Annotated in this window: 19 protein-coding genes; 13 read left to right on the top strand and 6 right to left on the bottom strand. The window is 55.1% G+C overall.

Features of this window, described 5'->3' with window-relative positions; translation table 11 throughout:
- The first annotated feature begins 5 nt into the window (after positions 1-5).
- Positions 6-632, top strand: coding sequence for a class I SAM-dependent methyltransferase (locus ABJI30_RS06430; RefSeq protein ID WP_348016357.1), 627 nt, complete (start codon positions 6-8; stop codon positions 630-632).
- On the opposite strand, the gene ABJI30_RS06425 is transcribed toward ABJI30_RS06430, so the two are convergent.
- Both ABJI30_RS06425 and ABJI30_RS06420 read right to left on the bottom strand, forming a co-directional pair.
- On the bottom strand, positions 626-2,296 hold the full coding sequence (locus tag ABJI30_RS06425) for a hypothetical protein (RefSeq protein WP_348016356.1): 1,671 nt from the start codon (positions 2,294-2,296) through the stop codon (positions 626-628). The genes ABJI30_RS06430 and ABJI30_RS06425 overlap by 7 nt on opposite strands.
- A gap of 63 nt (positions 2,297-2,359) precedes the next feature.
- Positions 2,360-2,797: an Rrf2 family transcriptional regulator gene (locus tag ABJI30_RS06420; protein ID WP_348016355.1), complete on the bottom strand. Its 438-nt coding sequence runs from the start codon at positions 2,795-2,797 to the stop codon at positions 2,360-2,362.
- An 82-nt stretch (positions 2,798-2,879) separates the two neighbouring features.
- On the opposite strand from ABJI30_RS06420, the gene ABJI30_RS06415 reads away from it, so the two are divergent.
- Genes ABJI30_RS06415 through ABJI30_RS06405 form a run of 3 tightly spaced genes read left to right on the top strand, consistent with a single transcriptional unit; the run spans position 2,880 to position 4,061 of the window.
- Positions 2,880-3,347: a group III truncated hemoglobin gene (locus tag ABJI30_RS06415; RefSeq protein ID WP_348016354.1), complete on the top strand. Its 468-nt coding sequence runs from the start codon at positions 2,880-2,882 to the stop codon at positions 3,345-3,347.
- Positions 3,331-3,774, top strand: a complete 444-nt coding sequence (locus tag ABJI30_RS06410) for a hypothetical protein (protein WP_348016353.1) — start codon at positions 3,331-3,333, stop codon at positions 3,772-3,774. The genes ABJI30_RS06415 and ABJI30_RS06410 overlap by 17 nt, the downstream gene beginning before the upstream one ends.
- 2 nt (positions 3,775-3,776) lie before the next feature.
- Positions 3,777-4,061, top strand: a complete 285-nt coding sequence (locus tag ABJI30_RS06405; protein ID WP_348016352.1) for a DUF1971 domain-containing protein — start codon at positions 3,777-3,779, stop codon at positions 4,059-4,061.
- An 8-nt stretch (positions 4,062-4,069) separates the two neighbouring features.
- On the opposite strand, the gene ABJI30_RS06400 is transcribed toward ABJI30_RS06405, so the two are convergent.
- Positions 4,070-4,834, bottom strand: a complete 765-nt coding sequence (locus ABJI30_RS06400; protein WP_348025302.1) for an ion transporter — start codon at positions 4,832-4,834, stop codon at positions 4,070-4,072.
- Positions 4,835-4,922: 88 nt separating this feature from the next.
- On the bottom strand, positions 4,923-5,711 hold the full coding sequence (locus tag ABJI30_RS06395) for a methyltransferase (RefSeq protein ID WP_348016350.1): 789 nt from the start codon (positions 5,709-5,711) through the stop codon (positions 4,923-4,925).
- 121 nt (positions 5,712-5,832) lie between these two features.
- Here ABJI30_RS06395 and ABJI30_RS06390 point away from each other — a divergent pair, with 121 nt between their 5' ends.
- The 6 genes from ABJI30_RS06390 to ABJI30_RS06365 all read left to right on the top strand — a co-directional run bounded on the left by ABJI30_RS06390 (position 5,833) and on the right by ABJI30_RS06365 (position 13,754).
- Positions 5,833-6,786 carry a hypothetical protein gene (locus tag ABJI30_RS06390; protein WP_348016349.1) on the top strand — a complete coding sequence of 318 codons (954 nt, stop codon included), beginning with the start codon at positions 5,833-5,835 and terminating at the stop codon, positions 6,784-6,786.
- Positions 6,680-8,230, top strand: a complete 1,551-nt coding sequence (locus tag ABJI30_RS06385; protein WP_348016666.1) for a DNA polymerase Y family protein — start codon at positions 6,680-6,682, stop codon at positions 8,228-8,230. Before ABJI30_RS06390 ends, ABJI30_RS06385 begins: the two co-directional genes overlap by 107 nt.
- Complete coding sequence (locus tag ABJI30_RS06380; protein ID WP_348016348.1) at positions 8,227-11,667, top strand: error-prone DNA polymerase; 3,441 nt, start codon at positions 8,227-8,229, stop codon at positions 11,665-11,667. Before ABJI30_RS06385 ends, ABJI30_RS06380 begins: the two co-directional genes overlap by 4 nt.
- Before the next feature lie 125 nt (positions 11,668-11,792).
- Positions 11,793-12,380 carry a PadR family transcriptional regulator gene (locus ABJI30_RS06375; RefSeq protein ID WP_348016347.1) on the top strand — a complete coding sequence of 196 codons (588 nt, stop codon included), beginning with the start codon at positions 11,793-11,795 and terminating at the stop codon, positions 12,378-12,380.
- Complete coding sequence (locus tag ABJI30_RS06370) at positions 12,370-12,870, top strand: hypothetical protein (protein WP_348016346.1); 501 nt, start codon at positions 12,370-12,372, stop codon at positions 12,868-12,870. The genes ABJI30_RS06375 and ABJI30_RS06370 overlap by 11 nt, the downstream gene beginning before the upstream one ends.
- Entirely contained in the window at positions 12,867-13,754 is an 888-nt protein-coding gene (locus ABJI30_RS06365; RefSeq protein ID WP_348016345.1) for a metal-dependent hydrolase, read from the top strand. The genes ABJI30_RS06370 and ABJI30_RS06365 overlap by 4 nt, the downstream gene beginning before the upstream one ends.
- 47 nt (positions 13,755-13,801) lie before the next feature.
- On the opposite strand, the gene ABJI30_RS06360 is transcribed toward ABJI30_RS06365, so the two are convergent.
- Complete coding sequence (locus ABJI30_RS06360; protein WP_348016344.1) at positions 13,802-15,088, bottom strand: ACS family MFS transporter; 1,287 nt, start codon at positions 15,086-15,088, stop codon at positions 13,802-13,804.
- 125 nt (positions 15,089-15,213) lie between these two features.
- On the opposite strand from ABJI30_RS06360, the gene hppD reads away from it, so the two are divergent.
- The 3 genes from hppD to ABJI30_RS06345 all read left to right on the top strand — a co-directional run bounded on the left by hppD (position 15,214) and on the right by ABJI30_RS06345 (position 17,941).
- The gene (gene hppD, locus ABJI30_RS06355; RefSeq protein ID WP_348016343.1) at positions 15,214-16,317 is read left to right on the top strand and encodes a 4-hydroxyphenylpyruvate dioxygenase; all 1,104 of its coding nucleotides are present in this window, start codon (positions 15,214-15,216) and stop codon (positions 16,315-16,317) included.
- The gene (locus tag ABJI30_RS06350) at positions 16,314-16,865 is read left to right on the top strand and encodes a VOC family protein (RefSeq protein WP_348016342.1); all 552 of its coding nucleotides are present in this window, start codon (positions 16,314-16,316) and stop codon (positions 16,863-16,865) included. The genes hppD and ABJI30_RS06350 overlap by 4 nt, the downstream gene beginning before the upstream one ends.
- 65 nt (positions 16,866-16,930) lie before the next feature.
- A complete protein-coding gene (locus ABJI30_RS06345) occupies positions 16,931-17,941 on the top strand; it encodes a fumarylacetoacetate hydrolase family protein (protein WP_348016341.1) in 1,011 nt (336 codons plus the stop codon).
- A 20-nt stretch (positions 17,942-17,961) separates the two neighbouring features.
- Here the strand turns inward: ABJI30_RS06345 and ABJI30_RS06340 are convergent, their stop codons facing one another.
- Positions 17,962-18,432, bottom strand: coding sequence for an Lrp/AsnC family transcriptional regulator (locus tag ABJI30_RS06340; protein ID WP_348016340.1), 471 nt, complete (start codon positions 18,430-18,432; stop codon positions 17,962-17,964).
- Positions 18,433-18,486: the final 54 nt, after the last annotated feature.

Below are 18,486 nucleotides of genomic sequence, written 5' to 3'. Positions count from 1 at the left end.
GGAAAGTGGCCGTTAGCGGAACAGAAGGTTATGCTGAACAAGCAAGGTCACTTCTCGCGCCCTATGAAAATTGCAGAACCGAAGAGGTTCACGCGGATTTTCTGCCCCATTTCCCCACCCTTCCTTCGCAGATCATCGATATAGGATCGGGGACCGGGCGCGATGCAGCCTGGTTTGCGGGTAATGGGCACAAGGTGCTGGCAGTTGAACCCACAGCAGAACTGCGTGAAACGGCCGCACGACTGCATCCATCGCAGCGAATAGACTGGTTGGATGATAGCCTTCCAGAGCTGGCTATCGTTCGCAAATTGAAGCGGAATTTTGACCTGGTGATGATGAGCGCGGTCTGGATGCATCTGAACGAAAGTGCACGCCGATTAGCCATGGTTCACATCACTTCGATCATGGCACCGAGCGCAAAGCTGTTCATAACGTTGCGCCACGGTCCAGTCCCGGAAGACCGGATCATGTACAATGTGTCAGCAGAAGAAACCATCAATCTCGCATCGCAAAATGGCCTGGAGCTATTGCTCAACACCCACGGCAATTCGATCCAGCCACAGAACAAGGCGCGCGGGGTCACATGGAACCGTCTCGCGTTTCAAAACAGACCCGATTCCGCGGGTCAGTAGCGCGATGTCTGGAGCGGATTGCCCGCTTGTTTCCACGCCTCGACAAAACGGGCATTAATAGCCGTTGCAACCGCAGCATTGCCTTGTGCGGAAAGGCTCTGTTTCAATCCAAACAGGGCATAGCCATTTTCCGGGTTACGCCGCAAATCTTCCCAATAGACGGTTTCTGCTTCTGCTGGCTGACCTGCTTCGAGCAGGACTGCCCCAAGAGAATGGCGCGCGGGAATATACCAGTCCGTAGGCTCATTGTAGCGCAGGCTATCCTCTAACCGGACAGCGCGTTCGAGATGCGCGATCGCCGCGGGATAGTCTTTTTCCTTCGCGAGCAGCTCGCCCTGCAGCAATTCTTCAGCAATGGTCAGTAGACCGCCAGCCACGCCAAATCCGGCATAATATTCCGTGTCTGTTTCTGCCATTTTTCGGAATTCCACCAACCGAACGAGTTCCTGCCTGGCTTCCTCGATTTGACCTTTGTGCACAAATGCCAGTCCGCGTCCGTAATGCCAGGCACCATTCATGAAACGCATTCTTTCAATCGGACGGGGTTCCGCCAGCATTGCATCCCACTGGCCAAAACGCATCATCACGAACATTGGCTGGGACCGGAACAGTTCGTTGAGCGCCCAGGTATCATCCTTAAGATCGACGGGTATCTTGTCTTTGACCTGACGTGCGGCAGCCATGGCAGCGTCGCTGCGTCCCTGGAACATCGCGGACCAGACCATGAAATGAATATTGTGCGGATAATAAGCCAGCGGATAAAGCCCCTGCGCCCGGCACTGGACGATATAGGCATTGTCGGCATTGGCCGCACGCGCATTGGCATCATAGGAATCGGCATAGCGCCCCACACGCATGTAGATATGCGACGGCATATGCACCAGATGACCGGCTCCGGGCATTAAACCGCCCAGCTGATCAGCGCTGGCGACACCCAGCTCGGGGCGAAAGGCTTCAACTGCATGGATCAGATAGTGATGGGCACCGGCATGTCTCGGATGTTTTTCAACCACCGCCTGGAGTGTCGTCAAAATTGTTTTGGTCGATTCTTTGGGAGTTCCGTCCCGATACCAATAGTCCCAGGGATTTGTGTTCATAATCGCGGCGGCATATAATGTCGCTGCATCCGGATCGTCAGGATAGCGCTTGCTCAGATCTGCCATCGCATCCACATAAGCAGCATCCAGAGCCGCGCGATCGGCCTTCGGATCATCCGAGTAGCGGACAGCGAGTGCTTCGATAAACGCCCGCTCCTTCTCGGAAACATTGCCTTTCAGGGCGACTGCCTTTTGCATGGCCTGATAGGCAGAGGCGACGACATTTTCCTGCATCGGCAAATTGAGATTCGGCCCCAGTACCAGCGCCCAGCCCCAATAGGCCATTGCGTTATCCGGATCGAGGCGCACTGCTTCCTTGAAGGAGCGCAAAGCCTCGCTGTGATTGAAGCCCAGTGTCAGCCGAAACCCCTGGTCGAAAAAATACTGAGAGTCTGGATTACTGGTCGTAACCGTAATGTGATGATCTCCCAGACCGGCAAGCCGGGGCGCAATCGCACTGGTTGCGGTTGCAGGATCCGCAGACAAGGCATTGGGATCATGAATCTGGGCGAGAGCCGGTGATGCCAAAAGCATGGCTATGGCAGCGCATATGTATCGAGTCGTCATTTTGGGGCCTCCACTCCTGATGACTTCGTAGCGGAAAACCGGATATTTGTCACATGGCAGAGATCAGGCTGCGGCGCTTTCGAAGATATTTGCCATGCCCTTTTGATCGCGCGAAATGTCGGCCAGCGTGAACTTGTCCAGATGTCCCAGAAACGCATCGACTGCATCGCCAAGAACATGTTTCAGCCCGCATACGGGCGTGATGATACAGTTATTCGCGGAACCCATCTGACATTCGACAAATTGGCCGGTGTCTTCCATCACCCGGACAACTGCACCCACGTTAATTTCCCGCGGAGGATGCGCGAGCGTCAGACCGCCACCCCGCCCGCGCTGGCTGTGCACGAACCCGCCACCCACCAGTCGCTGTGTCACCTTCATCAGATGGTTTTTGGAAATTCCGTAAACATGGGCGATATCGTCGATTTTCTGACTGCCTTCCCGGGTCGCCAGAAACATCAGCATACGCAGCGCATAATCGGTCTGTGTCGTTAATCTCATTAAACATGCATATTATATATTGCTTTTAGTTTCAAGCTTCGTATAAGAGGTATATTAAATACATGTTTAAGCGAGTCGTACCATGGCCCACCCCGATACAATTGCCGCCCGAGAGGACAAGGCTGTCCAGGCCGCCGCTCTCGGAATTACCGAACAGCGGATTTCCGATCTGGTCGAGGCCTTTTATGCGCGCATCCGCAGCGACGATATGCTCGGCCCGATCTTCAATGAAAAAATTACCGACTGGCCGCCCCATCTCGCCCGGATGAAAGCATTCTGGACTTCGATCGCAATTGAGTCCGGCCGCTTTCGGGGTAATCCGATGGTCAAGCATATGGCGATTCCGGATATTGACCAGACGCACTTCACGCGCTGGCTGATGCTGTTCGATCACATATTGCCTGAAATAATGCCCGATCCTGCCGCGTGCCGGTTTTTCTCGGAACGCGCGGCACGAATTGCCGACAGCCTGCTGACCGGCATCTCCATCCACCGTGATGGCCTGCCCTCTATTCCGCAAAACAGGGAGAAACATGATGTTGCTCGATGAACATAATATGGCCGTTCAAAGCGATGAATTCTATAGCGAAGCCGCCTTCCAGAAGGACCGCATACAATCACCCGTACAACCGGAAGCCCGCACTTTTGGTATTCCGCCGATTATCTGGGGCAGCATGGCCGCCAGCTACCTTCTGTTTTTCGGCGGCCTGATTCTGGGCACTGGTCATGACGGGCGAGCGTTGTTCATGATTGCCATCAGTATCCTCTACACACTGATGTATTTCGGTACCGCTTATGCGCTCAACAGTCTTGGCCGCGGGCGCTTGCGTCAGAAAAGCCAATGGGTCAATGGCCGGTTCGATACGCATACGGGATGGATGAGCTTTGGCTCCGTCTATGGCCAGATGCTGGTCGTCCCGATCATGTTTGCGTTCTTCGGGATAGCGATCGCAATCATCCGTTTGATCGTGATGTGAACATGATGCCCAAAAAAGCAGAACCCTATTCATCGACACCCATATTCAACGAAACCAGTCTGCCAAAAGCCTTGCAAAATGCACATAATACCAAGGCAGGAACTTGGGGTTTGCTGGACCTGATTGCCGGAGAACTGGTCTATGTAATCGAGGATTCGGGCAATCGCCGACCCATGGTTGCCGGTGATCGTCAGTTGATCGAACCGGAACAATTGCATCATGTCGAACTGTCCGGACCAATGCAGATGCAGGTCCATTTCTATCGAGACAAACCGGACCTGAAATAACGCGGGGGCTAAAGTTTCGCTTTGATCTCTGCCATTTCGGTCCGCAATCCCCGGATCTCATCAAGTATCTCGTCGCGCTGGGCGGTCTGTTCTTCATCTGCCTCTTCATGCATCGCATTGACGATAATCGCGATAAACAGGTTAAGCACAACAAAGGACGTCACCAGTACAAAGGGCACAAAGAATATCCAGGCCCAGGAATAAACTTCCATGATCGGCCGGACGATTCCCATTGACCAGCTTTCCAGCGTCATGATCTGGAACAGCGAGTAAAGCGACTTGCCGATGGATCCGAACCATTGCGGAAATTCTGCACCGAACAGTTTGGTTGCCATGACGGCGGCGATATAGAAGACCAGTCCAAGCAGCAGGATGACGGTGCCCATGGACGGAATGGCCGCGAATAGCCCCTGCACCACCTTGCGCATTTTCGGCATGGCCGAAACCAGCCGCAAGGCACGTAATATCCGAAGCGCACGCAAGACCGACAACGCGCCGCCAGTTGGGGCCAGCGCGACCGCGACAATCACAAAGTCAAAAATATTCCAGCCATTTTTGAAGAATGCCAGCCGATAGACCAGCAGCTTGAGCAGGATCTCGATCACAAAAATGACAATCGCAATCTGGTCCAGAGCAATAAGTACGGGACCGAACTGCGCCATCAGCGCGGGCGATGTCTCCATCCCGATGATGATCGCATTGAGCACAATCACTGCCATGATCGCATTTTGAAAGCGTGATGATTCGATGAATTTTCGGACGGTTTCAATCACAATTATGGCTCCAGACAGGCAATCAGGCCCATTTGGATGCTTGGCTGACGGTTATCAAGCCATGTCAGGGATTTATCTGCTCAACAACTCATTCCGGTTTTGTCAGTTTGAGCACAAAGCGGTCCGTCTTGCCGCGCAGGTCCGGCCCAAACACATTCCCGGTATGATCGTCCGCCGGATTGGCTAGCATGATGCCTTGCTCCACGGTGAAACCGGCTGATTCGGCTGCTTTCACTGCCAGAGCCGTTTCCATGCGGTGGAGCGCGTTATTATCTCCATCCGGATTACCGACATGATCGATCACGCCAAACACACCGCCAGGCTTCAAAGTGGCTTTGACCGCTGTCAAAAAGCCAATCGCCGCCTGCTCACCATAGCTGTTGTAGATATCGTGCAAGTTGAGCCCGGTTATCGCAACATCCACACTACCAGGCGCGATCGACAAGGCGGTGATTTCTTCGTCCAGCCGAACCACATTGGCGAGACGATTATCTGCCAGTCTTGCAGTCAGCGCCTTGTCATTCGCGCCCTCGCGCAATTGCAAGAGAATTGCCGGGTTCTGTGCATAGACCTTGCCTTTTGGCCCCACTGCAATCGACAAGGCCTCGGTGTACCAGCCGCCCGAAGCCAGAACATCAAAGGCAGTGTCGCCTGATTTCAACCCCAGAAAGTTGAGAATTTCAGCCGGCTTCCGTCCGGCATCGCGCGCCTTGTCAGCATCGGAACGACCGGGTGCCTCGGTCAGGGCCGCCCGAGTTGCAGCCACATCAACCACCTTCGCCGGAGACCCGGCATGATGATTGGCTTGTGCCTGTATCGGCAATAGCGCCGTCGTTACCAGACAAAAAACAGAAATTTTGAGCAGTGATTTTTTCATCGATTCTCTCCCATGACAGGCAATCTCGGTCAGAGTTTACAGATGGTCAAGCGCTATTCGACGAGCGTCTTGCACGGGGTGACTTGACCAAAGCGGTATGTTCTTTACACTGGAACAAACCATGAACATTATCGATTCGAATTCGGGGTGGCCCACACAGTCACAGCCCGTCAGACATTCTGCTGCTGCAGTAGAGCCCTCTGCCTTGAAGGCGCGGCTGGCCAAGATCCTGTCTGCGTCAGGCGTAAAGACGTCCGAGGATGAAGATGCACCCTCGCATTTCACTTTTGGCGTAGACCATCTCGATCAAGCCTTGCGCGGCAATGCTCTGCAGCAAGGTTTGCCTCGTGCTGCCCTGCATGAAATTCACGGCGCTGAAAAACCGGATACAACAAGTGCAGCGGCCATGGCGCTGCTGCTGGCCGAACGTTGCCGCACAATCGCGCCAAAAGACCAGCAGGATCGTGCGCTTCTGTGGATATCTGAAACCGGACAGGCCCGCAGACAAGGCAAGCTTTATCCGCCGGGACTGGCCGAACTGGGAATCGATCCGGCCCGCATCATCCATGTCGATGCGCCGAATAGCATTGCGGTATTGCGCGCCGCCGCCGACGGTGTGCGTTCTCCGGCCATGGCTGCCGTCATCGTCGAACTGGCCGGCCAAAAACCCAAAGGGCTGGACCTGACTGCAACCCGCCGCCTGTCACTGTCGGCACAAAAATCCGGTGTGCTGACCTTGCTGCTGCGCTCTGGCGGCGACGTCTCTGACAACCCGATGCCGACCGCAGCATTTAGCCGGTGGTCCGTGACCGCTGCGCCCTCGACCCCGCTGGAAGCCAATGCGTCAGGGCAACCGGCTTTTGACATGACTCTGCTGCGACATCGCAGTGGGCTTTATGGGCTGAAGGCCCGAGTGGAGTGGAACCGTGACGACCGAAATTTCCGAGACATTACCCCCGAAGATTCCCGTGACCATTCCGGCGAGCAAAGAACCGGAGCGCGTGCGCCGGACACTGGCGCTGTTTCTGCCTTACCTGCCGTCCGAGAGGTTGATCCGGACATATGGGCAGCCTGAAACGCCTTTTGTTCTGACTGAAAAACAGCGCGGTGCGATGGTGATTGTCGCGGCCGATCGGCAGGCCCTGTCACTTGGTCTTGGTCCCGGCATGAAACTCGCCGATGCACGGGCACGGGTGCCGGAACTGCTGGCCTTTGATCATGATCCGCTGGGCGATGCGGCTTTGCTGGGCCGGCTGGCAGAAGCCTGCGAACGCTACACACCGATGGTCGCGATTGATCCGCCTTATGCGCTGATCCTCGACATTGGCGGTGCGGCGCATTTCTTTGAAAGTGAAGAGGCTCTCGCACAGGATGTCGAAGACCGACTGGATGAGGCCGGCTATCGCGCGCTTTGGGCACTGGCCGGAACACCCGATGCAGCACTGGCGCTCGCTCGCCATGGCCTGAAGGAAGGCGCAGAAGAGCAATTGCCCGTGTCCGCGGTCGATATGGACGACAAAACCCATCAGGCGCTCGAACGGGCCGGGCTCTATCATATTGGCGATCTTGCCGAACGACCGCGTCCGGGACTGGCCGCACGTTTTGGCATGGAACTGACACTGCGTCTGGACAGGTTGCTGGGCGTTGAAGACCGCCCGATTGATCCGATCCGCGCGGTCGGAAACATCCTCACCGAACGCCGCTTTCCCGAACCGCTAACCCATATTGATGCCGCGCTATCCTGTCTGGAAGAGCTGTTTGTTGAAGCCAGCGTCAGGCTGGAAGAACGCGGGCAAGGTGCCCGAATGATCCGGATGATGCTGTTCCGCTGTGACGGCGATGTTGCCCGGCTGGGGGTGGAGACCGGAGCACCAACAAGGGACGCAGCACTGTTCAAACGCTTGCTGCGCGAACGGATCGGAGCGTTGAATGATGAACTTAATCCCGGCTTTGGCTATGATTTGATCCGGCTCAGCATTGTCGCGGCGGAATCGCTGGCCTCCCGACAATTGCACCTCGAAGGGGGCGAAGACCAGCAAGGCGATCAGACTGCTTTGGTCAGCCAGCTCAGCACCCGGCTGGGCCGCGAACGGGTGACCTGTTTTCAGCCTGCCGACAGCCATATCCCTGAACAGGGCCTGCTTGCCCTGCCCATACTGGATGCCCCCGCGCCCATCCCATGGGCTTTCTCTCCGCCGGGTAATCCGCCGATGCGGCCCCTGCATCTATTTGATCCCCCGCAACATGTGCAGGTGATTGCTGAAGTCCCCGATGGCCCGCCGCACCGCTTCACCTGGCGGCGCAAGACCCACCGGGTAATCCGCTATGAAGGCCCCGAGCGGATCGCATCGGAATGGTGGACCCGCAAAGACGGACAGGAGGTCGGCAAGGGCGGCCTGACCCGTGACTATTACCGGGTCGAAGATGTGAACGGACGGCGGTACTGGATGTTCCGGCATGGGCTTTACGGTGACGAAAAAGCCAATCCTGACTGGTATATCCACGGACTGTTCGCGTGACACAATTTGCCGAACTTGCAGCTGCAACCCATTACAGTTTTCTGCGCGGTGCATCCTCTCCGGCGGCTATGGTCTCGGAAGCGATGGCCCTGGGCATGACTGGTATCGGTATTGCCGATCGCAACAGCGTCGCCGGTGTTGTGCGGGCACATGCCGCCTTGCGAACAGCGCGCGAGGAAGCCGAAGAAGAAGGCATGGTATTGTCCGACTTCAAACTGATCGTGGGATCGCGGCTGGTCTTTGCGGACGGGACCCCGGACATTATCGCCTATCCGGTTAACCGATATGGCTGGGGACGACTGACGCGATTACTGTCGACAGGAAATCTGCGGGTCGAGAAAGGTAACTGCCATCTCACGCTGCCTGACCTGATGACCTTTCATCAAGATCTGTTGTTGATCGCCATGGCACAGCCGCAAGAAATAGCAGACCTGGCCAGTCTGTCCGAACTGGTCGGGAACCGTCTGTGGGTGGGAGCAGTCATGCCGCGATCCGGTCCGGACAAGCGGCTGCTGAATCGATTGCAGACCGCGGCCATGCAGTGGGACATCCCGTTGATCGCCACCAATGACCCGCTCTACGCCTCGCCAGAGCAACGCCCGCTCCATGATGTCCTGACCTGTATCGCGGAAAAGACAACCATCACCAAAGCAGGTCGCCTGCTTGCCGCCAATGCAGAACGCCATCTCAAAAGCCCGACGGAAATGGCGCGGCTGTTCCAGGACTGTCCGGAAGCCATTGGAGAGACACAAAAGCTGCTGGACCGGATAGATTTTTCGCTTGATGAACTCAGCTATCATTATCCTGATGAACCCGTACCTGCAGGCTGGACACCGCAGGACTGGCTCGAACATCTGGCCTGGTCCACCGCACATGAAAAACATGGTGAGACCCTGCCCGAACGCTTGCGGTCAAAGGTCGAAGACGAGCTGCGTCTCATTCAGAAACTGGACTATGCGCCCTATTTCCTCACCGTCCATGACATCGTGAAATATGCGCGCGGCGAAGGTATCCTCTGTCAGGGGCGGGGCAGTGCGGCCAATAGCGCGGTCTGCTATCTGCTTGGCATCACCTCGGTTGATCCGATGGAACATGACCTGCTCTTCTCGCGATTTATCTCGGAGGAACGCAAGGAACCCCCGGATATCGATGTCGATTTCGAGCATGAACGGCGCGAGGAGGTCATCCAGTATATTTACGACCGCTATGGTCGTCATCGTGCGGGGATTGCCGCGACGGTTGTCCACTATCGCTCGCGCAGCGCCATCCGCGAGGTCGGCAAAGCGCTGGGCCTGTCCGAAGATATTACCAGCCGCCTCTCCAGCACTGTCTGGGGCAGCTATTCTGACAAGCCGCCTGATGGTCGTTTTCAGGAAACGGGGCTCGATCCGGCTAATCCCGAAATCAAAAGGGTCGGCGACCTTGTCCGGCAGATTCTCCAGTATCCGCGTCACCTGTCACAGCATGTCGGCGGGTTTGTGCTGACCCAGGATCGACTCGATGAAACCGTACCCATTCACAATGCTGCGATGGACGACCGCACATTTATCGAGTGGGACAAGGATGATATTGATGCATTGGGCCTGATGAAGGTTGATGTGCTGGCACTGGGGATGCTGACCTGCATTCGCAAGGCTTTTGACATGATGCGCGATATTGGAGCAGGTGATTATGATCTGCAGAATATCCCGCATGAGGACGCGGCCACTTATGACATGCTCTGCAAGGGCGATAGCGTTGGCGTGTTTCAGGTCGAAAGTCGCGCCCAGATCAACATGCTGCCGCGCCTGCGTCCACGCATATTCTATGACCTGGTGATTCAGGTGGCGATTGTCCGGCCCGGTCCGATCGAAGGCGACATGGTTCATCCCTATCTGCGCCGGCGTACCGGAATCGAGAAAGTGACCCTGCCATCGCCTGCCCCGCCGCATGATCCGGACGAGCTAAAATCGGTGCTCGGCAAAACATTCGGCGTGCCGCTCTTTCAGGAACAGGCGATGAAACTGGCCATTGTCGCCGCCGATTTTACGCCCGGCGACGCCAACAAGCTCCGCCGTGCCATGGCAACATTCCGCAATGTCGGGACCATCCATCATTTTGAGGAAAAGATGATCGGAGGCATGGTCGCCAAAGGCTATGAGCGCGACTTTGCCGAGCGCTGCTACAAGCAGATCCAGGGGTTTGGCAGCTATGGTTTTCCGGAAAGCCATGCGATCAGCTTTGCCCGTCTGGTCTATGTGTCGAGCTGGATCAAATGCCATCACCCGGATGTTTTTGCAGCTGCTCTGCTCAACTCTCAACCTATGGGTTTTTACGCCCCTGCGCAGATTGTTCGTGACGCACGCGAGCATGATGTCGAGGTGCGGGAAGTGGATGTGAATCACAGCGACTGGGACAACCGGGTGAAGAAAATCCTCCCTGAAGTTTTAGCTTTGGGGAGGGAGACCGCCGAAGGCCGTGGAGGGGTCGACGGTGCAACCGCCGCGATGCGGCGGCCCCTCCACCATCCTGCGAATGGTCCTCCTCCCCATATTACGCATGGGGAGGATAAAACGATCTTACGTATCGGGTTTCGCCAGATAGACGGTTTTCGCGAAGCCTGGGCCGAGCAACTCGCCGCTGCCCGGCCGTTCCGCACTGTCGAACAACTCGCACATAAAGCAAAGCTCCCCGCTCGCGCGCTGCGCCTGCTTGCCGATGCCGATGCCTGTCGCTCGCTGGGTCTCGACCGGCGGCAGGCCTTGTGGGAAGTGCGCCGAACACCGGTGAATACACTGCCCCTGTTTGAGGCCGCACAAGCGAAGGAACTGGGCACGGAAGAAGACGCCCGTTTGCCCGCCATGGCCAAAGGCGAACATGTTGTAGCTGATTATCAGAGCCTGCGGCTGTCTCTCAAAGGCCATCCGATGGAGTTTTTGCGCGAACGGTTCCGATCGATGGGCGTACTCAGCTGCGAAGATATCTCCAGGGCGAAAAACGGATCGCAGGCACAGGTCGCCGGGGTTGTCCTGATCCGTCAGCGCCCCGGCAAGGGCAACGCGATTTTCATCACGCTGGAAGATGAAACCGGCGTCTCCAATCTGTTGCTGTGGGCCAGACGGTTCGAGAAAATGCGCCGCCCGGTCATGGCCGCCCGGCTGATGCTCGCCACCGGTGAAGTCCAGCGCAGCGTAGAAGGCGTCACCCATCTGATGACGTCGCGGGTGGAGGACTACACCCATATGCTGGAAGAGATAACCGATCGGGAGAAGCTACCAATACCCATGGCCCGCGCCGATGAGGTCAATCGCCCGGTGTATCGCAACGAAGACCGGCAGGCAGCTCTTCACGAGAAACCCTCACCGATACCGCTGCATCGTCCACATCACCCGGCAACATCCAACGGCGGACATCCCCGCAATGTCCGGATATTGCCGAAGTCGCGTGATTTTCATTGAACGATGCCAATGGACACGCGGATCGGCTTCAATCTTTTCTCTTTGGAGCAGGAATGTATAAACAATTTGACTCATATTCAACTTTTGTCATATATATTCCATAAGTGGAGTATAAAGGATGTGGGATGGCACTTGGATTTGCAATATTGGTTTCCCTGTCCGAGGGACCAAAATCGGGCTATGATGTTGCCAAGCAGTTCGACGAAAGCATCGGCTTTTTCTGGCGAGCACGGCACTCGCAGATCTATCGTGAATTGGGCAAGCTTAAGGAAAACGGTCTGGCCATTGCCGAAGAGGTTCCTCAGTCCGGCAAGCCCAATCGCATTGTCTTCACAATCACCGATGCCGGACGGGAGGCTTTACTGCAATGGTCACGAGAGCCATCCGAACCTCCGGAAATGAAAGATCATTTTTTGGTTCAACTCTACGGAATTGAATCGGTTGATGTCGACGGTGTACGTCAAAATCTGTTGCGGCGAATTGAACGTCATCAGGATCGGCATGCGGAATATGTAATGAAACACAAATTGCTGGAGAACAGCAATTCATTGGCCGATCTCGGAAAACAACTCGCCCTGGAAGTGGGCATGCGATGGGAATGGGAGTGGGTCGACTGGTGTACGAAGGCGCTCGAGCGATTGGCGCCGGAAGCTATCAAAGCCATGACCAACGTCGTTCCGTTCAAACCGGGGGAGAAAAAACATGTTAAGTGACAGGAGACGGGCATTGCTCGTGCTAAATGGCGTGGGCTTGTTGATTTCATCCGCATTCAGCGGCTGGCTCTATTTCTTTTTCCTGCTCGGTGCGCTGGACCTGTGGCCATTATTTACCGACATACCTGTTGAAATTGGGGGTGACCGGCGCGCCTGGAATATGGCGCATCTGGAAGGTATCACGAATGGATTGATCCTGATCGCGTTGGCAGCTGCAGCTCCATTTGTAAAACTTGGGATCAAAGGCCAGGCTTGGCTATTCTGGTCATCACTCACCTATGCATGGTTGTTCACGCTCCCCGCAATTGCCAATGCGATATTCAGCACACGCGGTCTTGAATTTGGCGGTGGCCCGTTTTCGGGCGATGTGACGATCAACAATATCATCTATCTGTTTGGCTGGCCGCCAATCATTGCCGTTCACATCGGGTTTGGACTGTTTGGATGGGGCGCGTGGAAAAAATATAAATCACTGGAGTCAGAAACATGAGCGCGCATGAAAAGACGCTGCACCCTGAAACGGGCGGAATTGTTGTTCGCGCCATTCCGTTTTCCTTTGATGAGAAAATCAATCCGGTCTGGTATCCCGGACGCCCCGAATGGAGTCACATGGCCAATGGCGCCTCACTGACCATGCCCTATCTCGAGCCCTTTCTGATCAAAACGGTTCGCGAAGCGCTAAAAAAAGCCAGCAACCAGCAACTGAAAGAAGATGTCCACGGTTTCATGGCCCAGGAAGGCAACCATTTCCAAAATCACCGCCGCTATAACGAGATATTGAAATGCCATTATCCGAAACTCGCCGATGTGGAAGAAGAAATGGCTGCAGAGTACAAGAATTTTCAGGCGAAAAGCCTGCGCTGGCGGCTTGCCTATACGGCGGGATTTGAAACCATGACCATGGGCATGACGGAATGGTTGATCGAAGCGCGTCGCGATCTTTTCGGAAATGCGGATCCATCCGTTTCATCCCTGATCCTGTGGCATATGGTCGAAGAGACCGAGCACAAGAATGTCGCATATGATCTCTATGAGGATTTATATGGCAGCTACTGGCCCCGGACATGGGGTTTGATTTATGGTAGTTTCCACGTCGCATGGGCCAGTCGCAAGGGCTATAAACGGATGCTCGAGGGGGATCGTCTGTGGAACAAGTTAACCAGCCGGTTGCGGTTATGGCGCATGGTTACGCAATTCCTGATCAAGGTATCGCCGGCCATGTTACGGTCGCTTGCGCCTGGTTATCATCCCAGCAAGGTCAAGGACCCTGCCTGGGTGTCCCGCTGGACGGATGCCTATACGGATCTACCCGAAAATATCATCCCACTACTGGATACCAGCCACCCAGATATTCCGGCACAGTTCGTGCGCTAGAATGGGATATTTTGCGTCCGGGCAAAATCAAGGTCACAGAATAAATCTTAAGCAGGCGCACCTTCCACCCGGGAGACGGCATCCGAAAACTGCCGTTCGCCGCTCCCGAAAAGCAGATAGAATATCAGGCCAAAGGCACTCACAGCCGCAGCGACCTGAAAGACCAGCGTCCATGAGCCTGTGGTATCCAGTATCCAGCCGCTCACCAGCACACCGATAATGCCTGGAATGGTTCCGGCTGTATTTGTGATACCCATTAATGTCCCCGCATGTTCGGGTGCGATATCCATGTGGTTGACGAAAAAACCGCTGACCGCAAAACCGCCCAGCGCGCTGCCGACTGTCATGATCGCAATGGCCGTCACGGCACTTTGTGCCTGACCGACAAGCAGCAGTGCAATGATGCTGCTACCGCTGCCGATCAACATCATGAGCTTGCGAACTCTGGTGATCGACATGCCGCTGCCAATCAGCCGGTCCGCAACCACACCTGCAATATTGATAAAGAAAAACAGTGCGATATGTGGCATCATCGCAAACAGGCCGACCGAGGCATAGTCTACGCCCAGCCCCTTGGTAACAAATGTCGGCAACCACGCCAGCAGCACATAAAACCACCAGTTATTGCAAAAATGGGCGACAATGATCGCCCACACCGACATATTACCCATCAACGCGCCCCAGGGTGTTGCTGCGGCGGGAGTATCGGCAATCGTATCGGCTGCGATCAGGTCCAGTTCGGCCTGGCTGATCCCGGACTGCTGACGCGGATTCGGTGCGATGATAAAATACCAGATGGCACACCAGATAAATCCTGTCGCACCGAAAATGTAGAATACCCATTCCCAGCCCCATTGAGCGACAATGACCGGTGTAGCCAGCAGGGCAAACACCGTTCCGAGCGGGATGCCGCTATTGGAAAACCCCGCAGACCGGGACCGTTCCCTGACCGGTATCCAGCGCGCATAAAGCGCGTAAATGGCGGGAAAGGTGACCGCCTCACCCATGCCCATTAAAATGCGGGCGATAATCAGCACCGTGATACCCAGGGCCGCAGCCGGTGGAGCTACCAGTGTGAAAAGTGACCAGATAAAGACACCGAACCCCAGCACAATCTTGCCACCAAAACGATCCGCCAATTTGCCGCCGACAATCTGGGTCAACAAATATCCTATGAAAAAACTTGAAAGAACAAGGCCTTGTGTGGATAAATCCCAACCATAAGTTTCGACCATGGGAATGATCGCAACCGAAATTGCGACTCTGTCCATATAACAAATAAAAATGGCCAGAAATGCCATGAGCACCAATTGATGGCGTTTTTGCACCGTCATTCTCCCCCGATATTGCGCCCGGTTATATTGGTGTGTTTCGGGCTGTTATTTACTTGCATATCAGGACCGAATCCCCTATAGTTTCATTTGTAACTATATTGCGCTGCACGTAAAGGAAATCACACATGGCTGATCTTTTCGAAAACCCTGCCGGACTCGACGGATTTGAGTTTGTCGAGTTTTGCGCGCCGGAACGCGGTGTTCTCGAACCGGTATTTTCGGTCATGGGTTTCACGAAAATTGCTCAGCATCGCAGCAAGGATGTCCATTTGTGGCGGCAAGGTCAGATCAATCTGATCATCAACTACGAGCCCAAATCTGCGGCCTGGTATTTTGCGCGCGAGCATGGACCGTCCGCTTGCGGCATGGCTTTCCGGGTCAAAGACGCCCGCAAGGCTTATGATCATCTGCTCGCAAACGGGGCCGAGCCAGTACATGTCGAAACCGGGCCGATGGAACTGCATATTCCTGCCATTCGCGGCATTGGCGGGGCAATACTGTATCTCGTTGATCGCTATGACGGCGGCGAACGCGGCGAATCGCTGAGCATTTATGATATCGATTTTGAATATCTGCCGGACGTGGATCGTCACCCCGTCGGCGCCGGCTTTGATATTATCGATCATCTGACCCACAATGTTTATGGCGGACGCATGAAATATTGGGCGGATTATTACGAGACGCTATTCAATTTTCGCGAAATTCGCTTCTTCGACATCAAGGGCGAATATACCGGCCTGACTTCCAAAGCGCTGACTGCGCCAGACGGCAAGATCCGGATTCCACTCAATGAAGAAGGCGAAGGCGGCAAAGGCCAGATCGAGGAATTCCTGCGCGAGTTTAACGGTGAAGGCATTCAGCATATTGCCCTCATCTGCGATGATCTTGTGACCTGCTGGGACCGACTCAAAGAGCTTGGCGTGCCATTCATGACCGCGCCACCAAACACATATTACGAGATGCTCGATGGACGTCTGCCTGGCCATGGCGAGGATGTGAACGCGCTTCAAACCAGGGGTATTTTGCTGGACGGCACGACCGAAGGCGGCGAACCGCGCCTGCTCCTTCAGATTTTTGCAGAAGCACAGGTTGGCCCGGTCTTCTTCGAGTTTATCCAGCGCAAAGGCGACGATGGATTTGGCGAAGGCAATTTTAAAGCCCTGTTTGAAAGCATCGAACGAGATCAGGTTGCGCGTGGTGTCCTTGATGTGAAAGAACCGGCAGAATGACGTCTGCACCCAATCTTTCCGGCATCCATCATGTCGCCTATCGCTGCAGGGATGCGAAAGAGACGACGGAATTCTATCAACGCGTAATGGGTATGGATTTCGACCTTGCTTTTGCCGAAAATGAAGTGCCGTCGACCGGTGAACATGATCCCTACATGCACATTTTTCTCGATGCTGGTGGCGGCAACATTCTGGCTTTTTTCGAATTGCCGGAGCAGCCGGACATGGGCAAGGATCCCAATACACCGGAATGGGTGCAGCATATTGCCTTCAAGGTGAACACGCTCGATGAACTGCTTGCCGCCAAGGCCAATGCAGAAGCCGAGGGGCTGGAAGTGCTGGGCCCAACCCACCACGGCATTTTCAAATCCATCTATTTCTTTGATCCCAATGGGCACCGGCTGGAGATCGCCTGTGATATCGGTACGGACGAGGAAATGAAGGAACTGCGGCGCGTCGCACCGGATATGCTGGAAGAGTGGAGCCGCACCAAAAAGGCGCCGCAACATGCTGCATGGCTCCATGAAAAGGCCCGCGACGAACATTAAACGCACATGTTGATTATTGCCGCTTTCCGGCCCACTGTTGTGGTTCAGCAATTGATCGGAGAATCATGAAACTCGCCACCCTGAAAAATAACGCGCGCGATGGCCGGCTGGTTGTCGTTTCGAAAGATCTGACCCGCTGTTGCGAGGCCAGTAACATTGCACCGACATTACAGGCCGCACTGGATGACTGGGACAACTGCGCACCGAAGCTCGAAGCGCTTTACCGGGACGTCGAACATCAGGCCGTGCCGTGCGAACGGTTTCACGAACGCGAAGCCCACTCTCCCTTGCCCCGCGCCTATCAATGGGCAGACGGCAGCGCCTATATCAATCATGTTGAACTGGTTCGCAAAGCCCGCGGCGCAGAAGTGCCGGAAAGTTTTTACAGTGATCCGCTGATGTATCAGGGCGGCTCTGACGCATTTTTGGGCCCGCGCGATGATATCCCGCTCGGCGACCCCGCCTGGGGATGTGACATGGAAGGCGAAGTAGCGGTCGTTACTGGCGACGTCCCGATGGGTGTCAGCGCGGATGATGCTGCCGGTCACATCAAGTTGATCATGCTGTGCAACGACGTATCCCTGCGCGGCTTGATCCCTGGCGAACTGGCCAAAGGCTTTGGGTTTTTCCAGTCCAAACCCCCGTCCGCCTTTTCACCGGTGGCGGTTACGCCTGATGAACTGGGTGATGCATGGAAAGGCCAGGTGATCCATCTGCCGCTTCACGTCGATTATAATCGCGAGCCCTTTGGCCGTGCAAATGCCGGTGTAGACGCGACCTTCAATCTGGCTCAACTCGTGGCCCATGCCGCCAGGACACGCCCGCTATGTGCAGGCTCGATCATCGGATCCGGCACGGTGTCCAATCAGGATGCCGACGGTGGTCCAGGCAAGCCAGTTGCTGATGGCGGACTGGGCTACAGCTGCATTGCGGAAATCCGGATGATCGAAACGATCAACGACGGCGAAGCCAAAACACCGTTTATGAGCGCCGGCGACACGGTGAAAATCCAGATGCTGGATGAAGACGGTCACTCGATATTTGGAGCGATCAGGCAGGATGTGGTTGCCGTATAGGTTTTTGAGATGAATCCTTTTTAAACCGGCACCGCGGTCTCATATTTGATCCGCTCCATTGCGAAGCTGGCCGATACGTCCGACAGTGGCACGGCCTTGATCAGTTTCTTGTACACTCTGTCATAGTCCGCCACATCGCGAACCAGCAATTTCAACATGTAATCAACTTCGCCAGCCATGCGATAAAACTCGACAACCTCATCCAGTCCTGAAGCTGCCGCAGCGAATTTTTCCAGCCATTTATCACTGTGATCATTGGTCCGTACTGCAACAAATGCAGTCATGCCCAGACCAACCGCTTCCGGTTCCACAATCGCAACACGTCGAGCAATAATCCCGTCCGCTTCCATGCGTTTGATCCGTCGCCAGCAGGCATTGGTCGACAGACTCAGCTGCGCTGCCAGATTCTCCAGAGACAGGCTTGCATCACGTTGCAAAGCTTTCAGGATATTGCGGTCATTGTCATCAATATCTTTTATATTTTTGGCCATAGGCAGAAAATATCATCGTTTGAGACAAGTTTCCAGTGATATATTCCCTGATTC

The organism is Parasphingorhabdus sp. (assembly GCF_039968395.1).
Classification (GTDB): domain Bacteria; phylum Pseudomonadota; class Alphaproteobacteria; order Sphingomonadales; family Sphingomonadaceae; genus Parasphingorhabdus.
Note: the sequence above shows the minus strand (reverse complement) of the source record. Positions and strands in the feature narration are given on the sequence as shown.

What these genes read in the sequence shown, in the direction of transcription:
- ABJI30_RS06405 (WP_348016352.1), top strand. Translation starts at nt 3,777, where the DNA reads ATGATGCCCAAAAAAGCAGAACCCTATTCATCGACACCCATATTCAAC.
- ABJI30_RS06375 (WP_348016347.1), top strand. Translation starts at nt 11,793, where the DNA reads ATGGCACTTGGATTTGCAATATTGGTTTCCCTGTCCGAGGGACCAAAA.
- ABJI30_RS06365 (WP_348016345.1), top strand. Translation starts at nt 12,867, where the DNA reads ATGAGCGCGCATGAAAAGACGCTGCACCCTGAAACGGGCGGAATTGTT.
- ABJI30_RS06340 (WP_348016340.1), bottom strand. Translation starts at nt 18,432, where the DNA reads ATGGCCAAAAATATAAAAGATATTGATGACAATGACCGCAATATCCTG.
- hppD (WP_348016343.1), top strand. Translation starts at nt 15,214, where the DNA reads ATGGCTGATCTTTTCGAAAACCCTGCCGGACTCGACGGATTTGAGTTT.
- ABJI30_RS06420 (WP_348016355.1), bottom strand. Translation starts at nt 2,797, where the DNA reads ATGAGATTAACGACACAGACCGATTATGCGCTGCGTATGCTGATGTTT.
- ABJI30_RS06390 (WP_348016349.1), top strand. Translation starts at nt 5,833, where the DNA reads ATGAACATTATCGATTCGAATTCGGGGTGGCCCACACAGTCACAGCCC.
- ABJI30_RS06345 (WP_348016341.1), top strand. Translation starts at nt 16,931, where the DNA reads ATGAAACTCGCCACCCTGAAAAATAACGCGCGCGATGGCCGGCTGGTT.
- ABJI30_RS06410 (WP_348016353.1), top strand. Translation starts at nt 3,331, where the DNA reads ATGATGTTGCTCGATGAACATAATATGGCCGTTCAAAGCGATGAATTC.
- ABJI30_RS06395 (WP_348016350.1), bottom strand. Translation starts at nt 5,711, where the DNA reads ATGAAAAAATCACTGCTCAAAATTTCTGTTTTTTGTCTGGTAACGACG.
- ABJI30_RS06415 (WP_348016354.1), top strand. Translation starts at nt 2,880, where the DNA reads ATGGCCCACCCCGATACAATTGCCGCCCGAGAGGACAAGGCTGTCCAG.
- ABJI30_RS06425 (WP_348016356.1), bottom strand. Translation starts at nt 2,296, where the DNA reads ATGACGACTCGATACATATGCGCTGCCATAGCCATGCTTTTGGCATCA.
- ABJI30_RS06350 (WP_348016342.1), top strand. Translation starts at nt 16,314, where the DNA reads ATGACGTCTGCACCCAATCTTTCCGGCATCCATCATGTCGCCTATCGC.
- ABJI30_RS06360 (WP_348016344.1), bottom strand. Translation starts at nt 15,088, where the DNA reads ATGACGGTGCAAAAACGCCATCAATTGGTGCTCATGGCATTTCTGGCC.
- ABJI30_RS06370 (WP_348016346.1), top strand. Translation starts at nt 12,370, where the DNA reads ATGTTAAGTGACAGGAGACGGGCATTGCTCGTGCTAAATGGCGTGGGC.